Below are 15656 nucleotides of genomic sequence, written 5' to 3'. Positions count from 1 at the left end.
GGAGTTACGTATAAGTTACGAAAGAATGAACCACGTTCATGAAGAACAGGAATAAAAGAGAGTGTGAGAGATATTTTCTGTAAGTCCTGTTGTAGTGGGTAATCACCATTAAATATATTTCCTGAAAGTTGTTCTCAAAGTAACTAGGATTACCATATAATTTTTAGTTACTCTAAATATTCAACTTTCACATCTATCTCCAGAGATATTTTTTAATTTTTGTTAAACTAGTTACCATAAAATATATCTGAGGAATTAAAAACCTATCTTTTTGTTAACTAAAGTCAAAAGTTTGAGATAATGGCAAATTAGCAAGATATAGTAACTTGAGATTTTAAGACTTACAATTTTAAAATTACCAATATATTGGCATAAACGAGGTTTTATGAAACAACTTGTTGCATATAGGTTGAAATTAGAAAAAAATCAGTTTAATGTAAATAATTAAATCAGGCAAAATTAGTCAATTAAAATTATTGCATCATTTGGCTTCTGCAATATTGGAATTAACAAAACTACAAGGAATTGCTGGCATGAGACTATCTGAATTAGATCCACTCATCCCGCTGAATGAGTTACGAGAAGACCTCCTCAAGTTACCAAAAGGTTACTCATTTCATGAGGATGAATTAGTAGATTTTCTTTCACGGAGGAGATGGCCTGAAAGCAATCGCCGAATTGATAGAACAACATTTTGGCGGTGGCGTAATGATAACGCTATTGAACATCAAAAAATCTTTAGTCGGTTGGATCTTCTCAAACTTTGTCAAATTTGTGATCATTATCGAGTAGATGGAACACGGAGCGAATACTTAGCAATTATGCGGAAGAAAAAAGAGAAAGAGGTAGTGCTAAATAAATAAAATTATTATATTGGTAAGTGCTAATATTCACCGCCTAATTACCAATTACCTATCCTATCCTTTCTTTATTTTTTCCTATATTCTAGGAACATCATAAGGTGGGCAATGCCCACCATATTAAAATTATCTCATCCCAGAATTATTTAATATATCTGATTAATGATGGATAATTTATATGGCTTTAAATAATCAAGTTTTCAAAGTTGTATTTAACTTCTGATAACTGAATATTTATTTTATTCGATATTTATTTTAGACTGATATCTTGCAGGTTATGAATCGGGATTATTCAGCATTACCCAACCTAGTAAACTATTAGGTTTCTAGACTTTGACTTTAGTAATAATGCAAGATATAAATTAGATATAAGGTGATAAGGTTCTCAAGAGATGCTATCAAGTGTAGTGGCTGTTCTATCTTTTATTTAGAGTTAGAAATACTGTCATATTTCCTAATTTATACTACAAAATTATGGTACACAAAGACAAGCACTCATTTCCAAAACCCATAAGTTTATGGATAATAATGTTAGGAAGCACTGGGATTATAGCTACTAGTGTCATATCTATCTATAGCATTTCATATTTTCAAAAAACTTCTAAATCAGTCTCTTTAATGTCTCCTATTACCCCTAATTCAGCACCTAAAATTACTGGTGTTGCTGCTTTAGGACGTTTAGAACCCCAAGGAGAAGTAATTCGTCTTTCCGCACCAAATTCTCAAACAGGGGTAAGAGTTAATCAACTTTTGGTGAAAAAAGGAGACAAAATTCGTCAAGGACAAGTTATAGCAATTCTTGATAGTTATATTCCTAATCTTGCCGCTTTAGAAAAAGCTAAACGACAATTAGAAGTTAGTGTAGCGAATCTTCAACAAGTATACGCTGGTGCAAAAGGAGGTGACATTTCCGCTCAAAAAGCCACAATTTCCCGTTTAGAAGCTGAATTAAGGGGATCATTTTTTACTCAAAAAGCTACAATTGCTCGTTTAGAAGCTGAATTAAAAAATTCAGAAACCGAAAATCAACGATATCAAAAATTATATCAAGATGGCGCTATTTCTGCTTCTGATGCAGATACGAGAAGATTACGTAGGGATACAGTAAAACAACAACTTAATGAAGCTAATGCTAATCTGAAACGGACTATAGAAACTTTGCAAAAGCAATTAAGTGAATCTCAAGCTAGACTTAATAGTATTGCCGAAATTCGCCCTACAGATATCCAATTAGCCCAAGCAAATGTAGCAAGTGCTAAAGCCTCTGTACAACAAGCCCAAGCCGAGCTAAATTTAAGTTCTATCCGTTCACCTATTAATGGTCAAGTCCTAAAAGTTAATACTTTTCCAGGAGAAATAATTGGCAATAAAGGCATAGTAGAATTAGGACAAACTCAACAAATGTATGTGGTTGCAGAAGTCTACGAAACCGATATTAAAAAAGTGCGTTTAGGTCAATCAGTAACGATAACCAGTGAAGCTTTTAATGGAAAAATTAAGGGGACTGTTACAGATATTGGCTTGCAAGTTGGTAGACAAAATATCTTCAATACTAATCCTGGTTCAGATACAGATAATAAAATAGTTGATGTCAAAATTCGCATTGATAATTTAGCAGATAATCAACGAGTTTCTAGTTTAACTAATTTACAAGTACAGGCAGTGATTCAAATATAAGCCTAAACTATGATTTGTTTGATTAGGATGATTCTAATAGTTTGATAACGAATACAGATTTAGGAAGGAAAAGATGATTCTCAATATACCTCTGGCTTGGCTACAATTAGTAAAACAAAAAGTACGCTTTTTTGTTGCCCTAGCTGGTATTGCTTTTGTAGCTGTTTTAATGTTTATGCAAATTGGGTTTCAAGATGCTCTTTATGCTAGTGCTACTCAAGTTCATAAACATCTCAAGGGAGATTTGTTTTTAATTAGCTCCCAATATAAATCCTTGACTTCTACTCAAAGTTTTCCTCGCAGTCGTTTATATCAGATATTGGGTTTTAATGGCATAAAATCAGTTGAACCTTTATATGTACAATTTGCTAAACTAAAAAATCCTGTTAATGGGCGCAAATATCCTATTTATGTGTTAGGATTTGAGCCAGTTAAATCTATCTTTAGATTACCAGAGGTAGAACAGGATTTTCAATTACTCAAAATTCCTGATCAAGTATTTTTTGATCGCGCTGCACGTCCAGAATTTGGACCAATTGCGGAATATTTTCAAAAAAAACAACCTATAACTATCGAAATATTTAGCTATTTGGGGACTATTGGTTATAAAGTTAAAGTTAGCGGTTTATTTACTCTTGGACCTTCCTTTGGTGTAGATGGAAATTTAATTGTTAGTTCTTCTACTTTTTTGAAAATATTTCCAGAACGCAGAGCAAATGAACTAGATATAGGCTCAATTCATCTACAACCTAATGTTAATCCACAAACAATTTTAGCAACCTTATCTGCTAATTTACCTGATGATGTAACGGTGATGACTCGCCAAGAATTTATTGAATTTGAAAAAAACTATTGGACATTAAGAACACCCATTGGATTTGTATTTAATTTAATGGTAATCATGGGTTTTGTAGTCGGTGTAATTGTTGTTTATCAAATTCTTTATAGTAATATATCTACTCATTTTGTTCAATTTGCTACACTCAAAGCTATGGGATTTAAAAATAAATATCTTTTAAATGTTGTATTTCAGCAAGCTGTAATCCTAGCTATTTTGGGTTATATTCCCGGATTTGCTATTTCTTTAGGACTATATGATCTAGCTAAAGACGCAACTAAATTACCAATTGTCATGGATTTAAGCAAGGGATTATTAGTATTTAGTTCTGTCATTTTTATGTGTTTGACTTCTGGTTTCTTTTCTACTAATAAACTGCGTAAGGTAGACCCTGCGGAAATTTTTAATTAACTCATGATGTCATATTTATCTTCTACCGCTATTTTGGAAATTACAAATCTCAACCATTACTTTGGTCATAGTAAATTACGGACTCAAACTTTATTTGATATTAATTTAACGATTAAATCCGGAGAAATTGTAATTATGACTGGTCCTTCCGGTTCAGGAAAAACTACATTATTAACATTAATTGGTGGTTTACGTTCTGTTCAAGAGGGTAGTTTAAAGTTTAATGGACAGGAATTATTAGGAGCTAGTAATGAAAAATTAGTACAAATACGTCGGCAAATTGGTTATATTTTTCAAGCCCATAATTTACTCGATTTCTTAACAGCTATGCAAAATGTCCAAATGTCTTTAGAATTACAACGAAATATTTCGTCAAGAGAATCTTATATCTATTCAGAAAGAATGCTTCAATCTGTGAAATTAGGAGATAGAACTAATTATTATCCTGCTGATCTTTCTGGTGGACAAAAGCAACGGGTCGCTATTGCTCGCGCTTTGGTTGGTCATCCTAAATTGGTCTTAGCTGATGAACCTACGGCAGCGTTAGATAGCAAATCAGGACGAGATGTGGTAACTTTAATGCAGCATTTAGCAAAAGAACGAAATTGTACTATTTTAATGGTTACTCATGATAACCGGATTTTAGATATTGCTGACAGGATAATTAATATGGAAGATGGTCATTTAATGCAACATGATTGATTCAGATCCCCGACTTCTTTGAGAAGTCGGGGATCTTGTTATTCAATAAGATAATAAACTCGCAGAATTAACATCTAAAAATAATGTAGCTTGTGGTTTTTGGCGTAAAATAGAAGCCGGGCAATGATGAATAATATCTTCTGTTAACATAGTTTTTATTACTTTAGCTTTTCTCTGTCCTGGTGCTAAACAAATAATTTTTTTAGCACTACAAATCATGGGAATAGTGACAGTAAATGCGTATTGGGGAACATCTGCTAAATTAGTAAAATATCCCGTATTTACTTGTTGCTGACGATTTCTGTCATCCAGTTTAACAAGTTTAACTTTAGCAGGGTCTTGAAAATCTGCAACTGCGGGGTCATTAAATGCTAAATGTCCATTTTCACCAATCCCTAAACAGCATAGGTCTATGGGTTGATTTTCTAAAAGTTTAGTATAGCGATCGCACTCTGCTATTGGCTGTAATGTATCCCCTTCTATATAATAGAATCCATGAGGACATACTTTTTGCTCTACCCGTTCCCGCAAATAACGACGAAAACTCGCCCGATGGTCGGATGTAATTCCCAAATATTCATCTAAATGGAATAAGGTTATCCGTGACCAATCTATTCCTCCTAAAGCAATCAAAGCATCTAAAAACCGAATTTGGGAGTTACCTGTAGCTAATAAAATTGCAACTGTATCCTGTGTCTGAAGCAAATTTTGTAAATACTGATGTGTAATTTTAGCCACATTTTTCGCCATTTCCGCTTCAGAAGCATAAATATTTACTAATAGATGATCAACATCAAAAGACTTTATAGTTTCTGTCATTTATTTACTCCCAATTACCAATCACCAATTACCAAATATAAAAAAAGACAGGCTTTTGCCTGTCAAATAGCTGATGATTTAGCAAAGAATTTTTAAGCATCCTCAACTGTGATTTTTGTAATTAATCACATAAATCATAGCCATGATTTACAATACCTTGTCCATTTTCTGCTTTGTTAGATTAAGCGACAGCGCAACCCAACGCATTTGTTGTGTTTCATGCTATTGCTTTGCGAAGGTTTACATTCTCCAAACCAGCCTACAAATCAAGACTTTTTCCAATTTGGACAAGGTATTGGATTTAGAAATTCATTTCAGCAGCTTGGACTTTTTCTACTTGTTTCTTCTTCAGAACTAGCATTATTTGTGCCAACATCACTAAACAGATGAAAGCAATTAACCAGCTTACTCTGGAAGGATCTTGTAAAACAACCTCTGTATCTATTTGACCAAAACCACCAACGTTGGGGTTGTTAGTCAAAGCATCACCAGTTTTAACGGCTTGTCCTTCAGTCACAATTAGCTCTGGACCAACGGGAACTGTGTCAGTAACAACATCACCAGATTCGGTTTTGATGCTAACTACATTTTTAACGTTACCGTCTTCATCTTCTGTTTGAGCAATTTTGCTAATTGTGCCGGCAGCAGAAGCATTGAAGGCATTATTATTGCTCTTTTCACCTGTAGGGTAAACTTGTCCACGGCCGCGATTACCGCCTACATGAACAGAGTATTTGCCAAAGTGAATATTTTTGTCTGTAGCGGGGTTGGGAGAAAGAACAGGGAAAATGATTTCTTGATATTCTTCACCGGGTAAAGGACCGACAATGACGACATTATCTGTACCGTCTTTGTAAGGTGTGAAGATCATATCACCGACTTCTTTTTTCATTTCTTCAGGAATGCGATCTTCTGGCGCAATCTTGAAGCCTTCAGGCAACATTAATACAGCACCGACGTTTAAGCCAACTTTGGAACCATCAGCCCCTACTTGTTGTACACTGGTATCGTAAGGAATCTTGACAACAGCTTTAAATACAGTGTCAGGAAGTACAGATTGAGGAACTTCCACTTCTGTGGGTTTGGCAGCTAGGTGACAGTTAGCGCAAACAATTCGCCCTGTAGCTTCGCGGGGAGTTTCAGGTGCGGTTTCTTGTGCCCAAAAGGGATAGGCAGCAGCAGTTTGTGGTACGACTACATCGCTAGTGAAGAAAAAAGTCACGGTAGCGATCGCTATAAGCAATGTATTTAACATCACTTTAGCGGCGCGAGTTAACCTCGCAGGTGTACGGGCATTTCTCATCTCTGTCAGGACAACAATAAAATTAGTGATTGGTGAAAAGGTCAAAAGGAGATTAGGGAAGAGGTGAATTTGGAAAACTTTTACCAATTACCAATTACCCATTACCGGGAATGAATTAAGCCCACCAAGCAGGATCGCCAGTACGGAAATCTGTTTCAGTCCAGGGGGTTAATACAATTTTGTCGTCTTCAGCTTTGGCATGAGCTAAAGCTAGGGATCTTGGCGCAGGACCACGAATTACTTTACCAGTAGCGTCATATTGTGAACCGTGGCAAGGGCATTTAAACTTATTCTCAGCCACATTCCAAGGAACAACACAACCTAAGTGGGTACAAATAGCATTAATTCCGTAGTCAGTGATCGCTTCTTTGCTTTGCACTACAATATAGGTAGGATCTCCCTTGAGTCCTTGGACTAATGTCCGATCGCCTACATTATGGCTTGCTAAAAATTGACTGACGCTAACATCATTACCCAACTCATTCTTAGCTACAGTACCGCCACTAGCACCACCACTAGCAGGAGGAATAAAGTAGTTAACCACAGGGTACAATGCACCTAAAGCCACTCCGGTAACAGTCCCAAAAGTGAGCAGGTTCATAAACTGACGACGACCCATATCGGGTACATCTGCTGATTCAGAAAATTGAGCCATAATCTACGCGCTGTTTGTGTAATTTGTTAAGCATTGTGATAAGAGTACCAGCACTGGAGCAACTCTTATCCGAATCGAAATCATAACGCCCACAACGATGCCCTGCTTTCTTGTTGCAAGACACAGTCAGCATCTTTTCTGTTAGCATTACATTTCTTTATATCCTTATCATACTGGAGTTACGGAACTTAACATCATAACTAAATGTAAAATCTAAATAAGCCAAGGGAACAGGCAAGAGGCAAGAGGCAAAAGGTGACCAACAGTCAACAGCAAAATCCAACATCCAACATCCAAAATCCAAAATTACTATGACCGGAAAGGAATTACGCCAACTATTGATTGAGAAATGGGGACAGTCCTATGATGTCCAGTTTCGCCGCACCCAGGGGAAAATCTTCCTACAAATCATGTGGAAATACTTTGGCCAAGCTTCTTTCCCCTTGAGCGAAACAGATTACCAAGATCATTTGGACAGTATTGCTAATTATCTCAATGCTTTAGGAGGAACGCAACAAGTACAAAGTTTTATCACAGAAACCAAAGAACGCCCCCGTCTTGGTAAAGCAGTTAGCATTCCCATTGAATTAGGTGAGCGTGCTTCCGAATGGATAGTCTAAAATGTAGACTAGATTATACTGGCTAAGTCACATATTAGCATAATCTCTAAGTTTTCGACTTGAGACGGAAAATCTAGAAAAATTAAGGGCAAAACATAAGATATCTGTTAGTATCTACACTTGTGGTACTAGATAAATACGGTATTAATAAGGCTATGATTATGAGACGCTTTTAGAAGCCGCAAAGGCTGTAGTTAAATTATGTTAATTTTTACAAGACCTGACGAGAACACAGTACAGGGGAAGTAAACTGTGCGGATTCCTCTAGATTATTACAGAATTTTAGGACTACCGTTGGCGGCAAGCGACGAACAATTGCGACAGGCATACAGCGATCGCATTGTCCAACTACCCCGACGGGAATATTCAAGTACCGCTATATATTCTCGCAAACAACTGATCGAACAAGCTTACATGGTATTATTAGATACTCAAAAACGTAAAGCTTACGATCAGCTTTATCTAGGCCACGTTTATACACCTAACCCAACCACAGATGAAGACAACCCACAAACGATAGCCGATAACAACTCTAAATATCAAGAAAACCAAAGTCTCACTATTGAAATTTGCCCAGAACAATTTCTCGGCTCGTTATTAATTCTCCAAGAACTAGGGGAATATGAACTGGTATTAAAACTGGGTCGTCCTCACCTAGTCAACAAATCTAGTCCAGTTAGTGTCAAAACAGGCCATGGTGTTACCCAAGCTGAAAGACAGGAAAACCCAGACCTACCTGATATTATCCTCACCGTTTCCTTAGCTTGCCTAGAACTAGGACGGGAACAATGGCAACAAGGTCATTATGAAAATGCAGCCATATCTTTAGAAACTGGTGAAGAGCTCTTAGCAAAAGAAGGATTATTTGCGACTGTGCGAGCAGAAATGATAGCGGATCTTTACAAACTTCGTCCCTATCGCATCCTCGAACTATTAGCACTAGCAACAGAAAAAATCAATCAACGCCGTCAAGGATTAGAACTACTACAAAGTATCTTAGAAGATCGTGGCGGCATTGATGGCAGTGGTAATGATCAATCGGGTTTAAATATAGATGACTTTTTGCGTTTTATCCAACAAATTCGTCATTATTTAACAGTGGCAGAACAGCATAAACTGTTTGAACTAGAAAGTAAACGTCCCTCAGCCGTTGCCACATACTTAGCTGTATACGCCTTAATTGCTAGGGGTTTTAGCCAAAGACAACCAGCTTTAATTCGTCAAGCCAAGCAAATGTTAATGCACTTAGGAAAACGCCAAGATGTGCATTTAGAGCAATCCTTCTGTGCTTTGCTGATGGGACAAACCGAAGAAGCCACCCGTGTTTTAGAACTTAGCCAAGAATATGAAGCATTAGCTTTTATTCGGGAAAAATCCCAAGACTCACCAGACCTCTTACCAGGACTATGTTTATATAGCGAACAATGGTTACAGCAAGAAGTATTTCCCCATTTTCGAGATTTAGCCCAACAGCAAGCCTCTTTAAAAGACTACTTTGCCGACAGACAAGTACAAGCTTATTTAGAATCTTTACCCACAGATGCCAAAATCACCAATGAATGGTCAGTAATTAATCATCAATCATTTCCCCAACCAGATACTAATTATTCTCATTACTCTAGCGATTCAACCGGAGAAACACAGCAAAATCATCACCAATTATCTCATTCTGACTTAACGGAAACACATCTTCCATCCCAGTCTGAACCTACCCAAATTGCTAATCATGTAACTAATAATGGTGCTGTCAGAAGTCAATCATCTTTTGTCCACTCAGCACCAGCAAACAACCCCAAAAAACCACATCAAAATAATAGTAATCCTGCTAAAGCTACCAACCCACAAAACCCCAAACGTAGACGACGCAAAGCCAGCAACAAGAACATAGTTCGACGTTTATTAGAGTCTCAAACTAATTTTCTCCGTAACCTTGACCCTAGAACACGCTTAGTTTGGTTAGTTTTCTTATCATTAGGCAGCTTATTAGTTTTATGGTTATTAGCATCAACAAGTTTTAACTTAATTAAAAACATCCTTTTTCCCAGTCCCTCATTACAAGGACAACAGTTAGCCATACAACTGAATGAATCACCAATCAATATTCCTGATCCTAACAGTCAACCCGAACCCACCGATGAAGAATTGACAAAGGAAACAGCCCAGGAAGTAATTGAAACTTGGTTATCTGCTAAAGCAGCAGCTTTAGGATCAAATTATCAAATTGATGGTTTAAATCAGATTTTAACAGGTCCAGCTTTATTACAATGGCAGTCCGTAGTGGAAGAAGAACAAAAACAAGAAAAATATCGCCAGTATAAACATACTGTAGAAGTATTATCTGTTTCCAAAAAGGGAATTGATAAAAATAGTGTATATGTAGACGCTAAGGTACAAGAAGCGACACAGTTTTATGCAAATGGTCAACAACAAAAGTCTACTAATGAAAATCTGCGTGTTCGCTATGACTTAATTCGCAAAGATGGTAAATGGCATATTCAGAGAATGTCAGTGCTTCAGAAGTTTTTGTAGTGGGCAAGAGACAGGGGATCGGAGGAGAACTATATTTTTATTTCTTCCCCCTGACTCCTGACCACTACAATGTCATCAAACTTTGACACTAATTTTCTATCTGGGAGCAATATGTTAAGATTCCATGACATCTTGATCCCCGCAGGGCTTATAACTACGTGAAATGTCATAAAACCCCTGTTTAGACCCCTTGATCCCTAGAGAGTTTTACTGGTTAATATTTACTTAACAAATCTTGGTGATCCCAAAGAAATGCGAGACCTTAGCATAACTAGGAATCTAAAGGGGCTTGTATAGCAAATAAAAAAACAGACAGTAAACAAATTTAAAACTGGCGCACAACCAGGAGTCAGGAATAAAAAAATCTGGGTAAATATTTATCAAACTTTTTAACCCGGAAGAAATAATTTACTTTCAAACTACTGGAGGCCAAATTAATGGCAAAAGAACGCCCACCGCTAGAAGAGATGACACTGCGGCAATTACGTAAAGTTGCTAGTGAATATGGTATATCTCGTTATAGCAGAATGCGTAAATCTCAGTTGTTAGCATCAATTGAAGAAGTTCAACGCAGCAAATTTTCCCTTAGTTCATTTCGTAATCAGGAGGCACAAGAAACCGTGGAAGCAGCAAAATTTGAACTAGGTCAAGAAGATCGTACAGGCGGTTCTCTAGCTGATGTTGATGAAGCACTAGCCGATTTACCCAATGGTTATGGTGATAGTCGAATAGTTTTGTTACCCCGCGATCCTCAATGGGCTTACACTTACTGGGATGTGCCTAACGACCATAAAGAGGAACTCCGTCGTCAAGGTGGACAACAACTAGCACTGCGGATTTATGATGTCACAGACATTGATATAGATTATCAAAGTCCCCACAGTATTCAAGAATACCCTGCTGATGAACTAGCGAGAGAATGGTATTTGCCAATTCCTGTCAGCGATCGGGATTATGTGATAGATGTGGGTTATCGCACCGCTGATGGTGGTTGGTTAGTATTAGCACGTTCCGCTAGAGTGCATATTCCCCCCGTTTATCCTTCTGACTGGATTGAAGATGTCTTCATTACCGTAGACTTTGAACAAGACCTGCGCGGTAAGACATTGTACGAATTAGTACCTCCATCCAAGAAATTACCAACTCCTGCTGCTGCTGGCGGTGGCAACCCCATTTATGAACAAATCTTTGACATGGCAGAATCTGCCGAAGCCCAACGGGTTGCAGGTTCTATCTTCGGTTCTATGCAGCACGTCCCCGGTTCTGCTGCACCCGAACAAGCCATCAGTTCCTACATTTTCCCATCTGGCGTAGGTATGTGGGCAGTTCCTACCATGTCTGGTTTAACTATGTCTGGTGTGGGAATGTCTGGTGTTGGTTTCTCCGCTTCTGCTGTTCCAGTTCGTCCTCGCAAATTCTGGTTAGTCGCTGATGCGGAATTAATCGTTTACGGTGCAACTGAACCCGATGCCACTGTTACTATTGGTGGTCGTCCTATTAAACTTAATTCCGATGGTACATTCCGCTTCCAAATGTCCTTCCAAGATGGTTTAATTGACTACCCAATTTTAGCTGTTGCGGCTGATGGTGAGCAAACCCGTTCTATTCACATGAAGTTTGAACGCGAAACACCATCTCGCAATACTAACACCAAAGATGAAGCCGTTCTGGAATGGATGGTATAACTTCCGTATCTGAAAATTAACCATAACTGCAATTGTTAAATTAAGCCGCTATAGTATTTCTGTAGCGGTTTTTTATTTAAAATAATAAACAATATCAGATGTTATAATCAAGTAAGAAACTCAAGTAAGGAGTTTAAGTAATGGCTGGCGCAATAATTACTACGAAAGGACAAATAACTCTTCCTCAAGAAATTAGAGATTATCTGAACTTGGACACAGGAAGTAAGGTGGATTTTATTATTGATGAAAATGGGATAGTTAAACTTATTCCTCTCAATGTCTCTATCAAAAATTTATCCGGTATTTTGCACAAAAAAGGAATGATGTCAGCAACTTTAGAAGACATGGAACAAACAATCAGCGAGGGAGCAAGTGATTGGACTTGATACAAATATTTTAGTGCGTTACCTCACAAAAGATAATGATCAGCAATGGGAGCAAGCAGTTGGGATTGTAGAAGGAGGGGAACAGTGCTTTCTTGCTAATATTGTTATTTGTGAATTAATCTGGGTTTTACGTAGTAAACCTTATAATTTTCCTAGAGCAGAAATTAGTAATACTATCGAAATGATGCTGCAATGTCCTGTTTTTGAATGGGAAAATCGTTCTGTAGTTTATCAAGCATTACAGCGTTTTAAACAAGGAAATGCTGATTTTTCTGATTATTTAATCGGTGCAGTTGCTCAACAATCTGGTTGTAATATAACAGTGACATTTGATAAAAAATTGAGAGGAGAAAAAGGGTTTGACTCTATTTAGTGATTTTTTGAGAGCAATAAAATAATGTAGGATAAGATTTTTTTAAAAATAGCAATTTTTAATTTTCCTTGCTATAGCATTCCTGTACCGGGGTTTTATATTTTATGTTTACCAAAAAATTGTTTTTTTTCTGTTTTTTAGCCACAACTTTCATATCTGGTTGTCAAGATGTGGTGGCTAATTCTAAAAATAAAGCATCTGCTAATTGTCCTGGTAAAAATTCTCAATTTAGTATGGAGTTTTTCAAAACTAATAACAATGGTGAGAGATATAGTAAAGGTATTAATCATGTAATTATTTTTAATCCCCAGTCTCCAGAATTAGATTTTAAAGTTAATGTCGGGTTAGCTCATCAAATTTATACTAAAGATGCTAGGGGAAGATTTCGTAAAGAATATGTGGGAAAACAATTTCGAGAAATCATCAGCGATGGTAATTCTAAATTAAATGGTAAATCACCCATTGCTGCTATTAATGCTGACTATATAGATCCCCAAAACTATCCCCAAGGTTTAAATATTTCTCGTAGTGTGGAATATTCAGGAGCATTTAAAAATAAACGTTCTTCCTTTGGAATATCAGGAGGAAATCCCCAACAACGTCGAGCAACCATGGGAACTGGTAGAAGAGGAACAAATATTTTAAATTACAATCTGGTTGGGGGAAATGGGAGATTTTACAAGCAAGGACAATTTAAAGATATTTGTCAAGCTTTAGGAGAATTTGCTTGTAAAGGTGCTACAAATCGCTCGATGGTAGCTATTACCAGTAAAGGTTATGTAATTTTGCTGGTCAATGATATTAAAGCCAATTCTAATATTCAAGTTGCAGCTAATAATAAAGGATTATTACCTGATCAATTTGATGATGTATTAACAGGAATTGGTAAAAATAATTGTTTAGGAACTATTCAAGAAGGAATGTTATTTGATGGGGGAATGTCTCCAGGATTATTTTATCAGAATAAATTCTATGTGGAAAATTTTGGACCGATTGGTTCTGTATTTTTAATCTATAAGCGGTAATACTGTCAAAGAAGGAGGAATAAATTCCTCACTACAAAACCATATCCAATGCTACAGTTATTTAGTTTCGTAGGGGTAATTCATGAATTACCCCTACTTTCGTGATGTTTTGCGTAAGTCCTGTTATTTTTGATGCACTTTTTCGTCATCAGCAGGAGGTGGAACTGTACCAGGAGGTAAAAACTTGAGTGCAGCAGTATAGGAAAATAACACAGGTAAGCTAGTAACTATAAACCATGTCAACCATTTCCGGTATTTCTCAGCTTCTGCGGTGGGAATTTCCAATAATACTCTAAATCTTTGGTTGTCAACTTCTAAGCGTAATCGAATTTTCTCTAATCCTTTTTTTAACTATTCGCCGTAAGTCCCCCACTGAATTTGGAGATCATCCGCATGGATCTGATCCATGAGTGGATAGATACCCGACTTCTTAAAGAAGTCGGGTATCTGGGGTTACTTATCATTTACACTTAATCTCTATTTATTGTTTATACCAATGTATGAAAATTGGAAAATTTGTATTTTGACTGATAAAGGGTTAAATACATTGAAAAATCAACAGGAGAAAGATCATAAAAATTACATAGATATTTTAATTGCCACAAATCAGAATGTCCATGATTTTAGGATTTACAGGACTGCGATATTTAAGTTATTGGTAATGAAAATGATCATTCCTAATCAGAGACTGGGAACGATATCATCTGTTATAAGTAAAATCTGTGAAATCCTTCAATCCGTAAAATCCGTGATTCTGACCGCTATAAGTACAACTTAATTTGATTGTGAGCGCCGGACAAATGGTGATAAATCCTGTAAAATTACCTCATGATAATGTTCTTGGGGATAATGTCCCACATTATTCAATTTGATGATTTCACCATTACTAACAGAGTTAACAAAATTATCCGCCATATCCACAGATAACCAAGGATCAATCATTCCCCATTGCAGTAAAATAGGTTCTTGCCATTGTTTAAATCCGTTTTCTATTTCTAGCATCGCCTTTTCTAGTTGTAAATTCCGAACTGTCGCTAGTAAACTTCTCCCAGGTGCAGAACTTTTCAAAAAGGGTTTTCTATAAACATCTAAATCTTCATCTTCAATGCGGTAACGACTCCCACCTTCTAAGGTTCTATCAACTAACAAAGGATCTTGGGTGATCATATCTCCCGCAAAAGGTAAACCCATTTGTTTGATTTTCCAAGGTATTTTTGCAGATGTAGAAATAGGAGTATTTAAAATGGCAATGTTGGCAACTTTTTCAGGATGACGTAAGGCATATTGTAACCCTACTGAACCTAAAAATCCTTGCACAACTAAGGAAAATCTTTCTAATTCTAAAGCTTTAATAAATCCTTCTAAAGCTGTAATGAATGCGTCGGGAGTATAAGCAAAATCTTGTTTTTCCGGTTTACCAGAAAATCCATAACCTATCCAATCAGGGGCGATCGCTCTATTTCCTTGTGCTGCTATACTGGGTAAAATATTTCTCCAACTATAACTTTGAGCAACTATCCCATGTAAAAATAATACAGGCAGTAAGTCAGTTTGTCCCTTTGGTTGAGCTTCTCTATAAAACCATTCTAGGGAATCTACTGTAATTTGATGTTCTTGAATTGACACTATATTTTTATTTGTGAATGTAAAAGCAGATAAAAATTCAAAATTTAAAAAATGTCTGCCAAAAACGAATTGTAACAGGAAACAAGATGCAAATAAAATTCCATCCTGTAAATCCTAAAGTCCTAGATATAGCAGTAGTCAGGAGTC

At 36.6% G+C, this 15656-nt stretch carries 15 protein-coding genes; 10 read left to right on the top strand and 5 right to left on the bottom strand.

The features are described from left to right. Positions 1-533 precede the first annotated feature (533 nt). The 4 genes from CUN59_RS12170 (at position 534) to CUN59_RS12155 (ending at position 4488) form a co-directional block, all read left to right on the top strand. Positions 534-863 (top strand): hypothetical protein, encoded by a 330-nt coding sequence (locus tag CUN59_RS12170; protein ID WP_027402676.1) that lies wholly within the window; start codon positions 534-536, stop codon positions 861-863. Positions 864-1334: 471 nt separating this feature from the next. Continuing rightward, positions 1335-2537, top strand: coding sequence for an ABC exporter membrane fusion protein (locus CUN59_RS12165; protein ID WP_104388094.1), 1203 nt, complete (start codon positions 1335-1337; stop codon positions 2535-2537). Between the two features lie 73 nt (positions 2538-2610). Further along, positions 2611-3786: an ABC transporter permease DevC gene (devC, locus tag CUN59_RS12160; RefSeq protein ID WP_104388093.1), complete on the top strand. Its 1176-nt coding sequence runs from the start codon at positions 2611-2613 to the stop codon at positions 3784-3786. 6 nt (positions 3787-3792) lie between these two features. Next, positions 3793-4488 (top strand): DevA family ABC transporter ATP-binding protein, encoded by a 696-nt coding sequence (locus tag CUN59_RS12155; RefSeq protein WP_104388092.1) that lies wholly within the window; start codon positions 3793-3795, stop codon positions 4486-4488. A 42-nt stretch (positions 4489-4530) separates the two neighbouring features. On the opposite strand, the gene CUN59_RS12150 is transcribed toward CUN59_RS12155, so the two are convergent. The 3 genes from CUN59_RS12150 to petC form a co-directional block, all read right to left on the bottom strand. After that, the gene (locus CUN59_RS12150) at positions 4531-5307 is read right to left on the bottom strand and encodes a glucosamine-6-phosphate deaminase (RefSeq protein WP_104388091.1); all 777 of its coding nucleotides are present in this window, start codon (positions 5305-5307) and stop codon (positions 4531-4533) included. Between the two features lie 301 nt (positions 5308-5608). After that, positions 5609-6610 (bottom strand): cytochrome f, encoded by a 1002-nt coding sequence (gene petA, locus CUN59_RS12145; protein WP_104388090.1) that lies wholly within the window; start codon positions 6608-6610, stop codon positions 5609-5611. A 115-nt stretch (positions 6611-6725) separates the two neighbouring features. Beyond that, positions 6726-7265: a cytochrome b6-f complex iron-sulfur subunit gene (petC, locus tag CUN59_RS12140; RefSeq protein ID WP_104388089.1), complete on the bottom strand. Its 540-nt coding sequence runs from the start codon at positions 7263-7265 to the stop codon at positions 6726-6728. A gap of 311 nt (positions 7266-7576) precedes the next feature. Between petC and CUN59_RS12135 the strand changes: the two genes are divergently transcribed. The 6 genes from CUN59_RS12135 (at position 7577) to CUN59_RS12110 (ending at position 13883) form a co-directional block, all read left to right on the top strand. Further along, a complete protein-coding gene (locus CUN59_RS12135; RefSeq protein ID WP_104388088.1) occupies positions 7577-7885 on the top strand; it encodes a DUF3067 family protein in 309 nt (102 codons plus the stop codon). A 252-nt stretch (positions 7886-8137) separates the two neighbouring features. Further along, positions 8138-10414 (top strand): IMS domain-containing protein, encoded by a 2277-nt coding sequence (locus CUN59_RS12130; RefSeq protein ID WP_165790188.1) that lies wholly within the window; start codon positions 8138-8140, stop codon positions 10412-10414. 437 nt (positions 10415-10851) lie between these two features. Continuing rightward, on the top strand, positions 10852-12099 hold the full coding sequence (locus CUN59_RS12125) for a DUF4912 domain-containing protein (RefSeq protein ID WP_104388087.1): 1248 nt from the start codon (positions 10852-10854) through the stop codon (positions 12097-12099). Between the two features lie 140 nt (positions 12100-12239). Continuing rightward, complete coding sequence (locus CUN59_RS12120; RefSeq protein ID WP_104388086.1) at positions 12240-12485, top strand: AbrB/MazE/SpoVT family DNA-binding domain-containing protein; 246 nt, start codon at positions 12240-12242, stop codon at positions 12483-12485. Continuing rightward, a complete protein-coding gene (locus tag CUN59_RS12115; protein WP_104388085.1) occupies positions 12472-12858 on the top strand; it encodes a type II toxin-antitoxin system VapC family toxin in 387 nt (128 codons plus the stop codon). Before CUN59_RS12120 ends, CUN59_RS12115 begins: the two co-directional genes overlap by 14 nt. A 104-nt stretch (positions 12859-12962) precedes the next feature. After that, on the top strand, positions 12963-13883 hold the full coding sequence (locus tag CUN59_RS12110; protein ID WP_104388084.1) for a phosphodiester glycosidase family protein: 921 nt from the start codon (positions 12963-12965) through the stop codon (positions 13881-13883). 123 nt (positions 13884-14006) lie between these two features. Here CUN59_RS12110 and CUN59_RS21435 read toward each other — a convergent pair whose 3' ends face one another. Further along, complete coding sequence (locus tag CUN59_RS21435) at positions 14007-14168, bottom strand: hypothetical protein (RefSeq protein WP_165790187.1); 162 nt, start codon at positions 14166-14168, stop codon at positions 14007-14009. A gap of 489 nt (positions 14169-14657) precedes the next feature. Beyond that, positions 14658-15509, bottom strand: a complete 852-nt coding sequence (locus tag CUN59_RS12100; protein WP_104388082.1) for an alpha/beta fold hydrolase — start codon at positions 15507-15509, stop codon at positions 14658-14660. Positions 15510-15656 lie beyond the last annotated feature (147 nt).

It is taken from the genome of Cuspidothrix issatschenkoi CHARLIE-1 (genome assembly GCF_002934005.1).
Classification (GTDB): Bacteria; Cyanobacteriota; Cyanobacteriia; order Cyanobacteriales; family Nostocaceae; genus Cuspidothrix; species Cuspidothrix issatschenkoi.
The sequence above is the reverse complement of the archived record's forward strand: the minus strand, read 5'-3'. Positions and strand labels throughout refer to the sequence as shown.

What these genes read in the sequence shown, in the direction of transcription:
- CUN59_RS12165 (WP_104388094.1), top strand. Translation starts at nt 1,335, where the DNA reads ATGGTACACAAAGACAAGCACTCATTTCCAAAACCCATAAGTTTATGG.
- devC (WP_104388093.1), top strand. Translation starts at nt 2,611, where the DNA reads ATGATTCTCAATATACCTCTGGCTTGGCTACAATTAGTAAAACAAAAA.
- CUN59_RS12155 (WP_104388092.1), top strand. Translation starts at nt 3,793, where the DNA reads ATGTCATATTTATCTTCTACCGCTATTTTGGAAATTACAAATCTCAAC.
- petA (WP_104388090.1), bottom strand. Translation starts at nt 6,610, where the DNA reads ATGAGAAATGCCCGTACACCTGCGAGGTTAACTCGCGCCGCTAAAGTG.
- petC (WP_104388089.1), bottom strand. Translation starts at nt 7,265, where the DNA reads ATGGCTCAATTTTCTGAATCAGCAGATGTACCCGATATGGGTCGTCGT.
- CUN59_RS12120 (WP_104388086.1), top strand. Translation starts at nt 12,240, where the DNA reads ATGGCTGGCGCAATAATTACTACGAAAGGACAAATAACTCTTCCTCAA.
- CUN59_RS12125 (WP_104388087.1), top strand. Translation starts at nt 10,852, where the DNA reads ATGGCAAAAGAACGCCCACCGCTAGAAGAGATGACACTGCGGCAATTA.
- CUN59_RS12150 (WP_104388091.1), bottom strand. Translation starts at nt 5,307, where the DNA reads ATGACAGAAACTATAAAGTCTTTTGATGTTGATCATCTATTAGTAAAT.
- CUN59_RS12110 (WP_104388084.1), top strand. Translation starts at nt 12,963, where the DNA reads ATGTTTACCAAAAAATTGTTTTTTTTCTGTTTTTTAGCCACAACTTTC.
- CUN59_RS12170 (WP_027402676.1), top strand. Translation starts at nt 534, where the DNA reads ATGAGACTATCTGAATTAGATCCACTCATCCCGCTGAATGAGTTACGA.
- CUN59_RS12135 (WP_104388088.1), top strand. Translation starts at nt 7,577, where the DNA reads ATGACCGGAAAGGAATTACGCCAACTATTGATTGAGAAATGGGGACAG.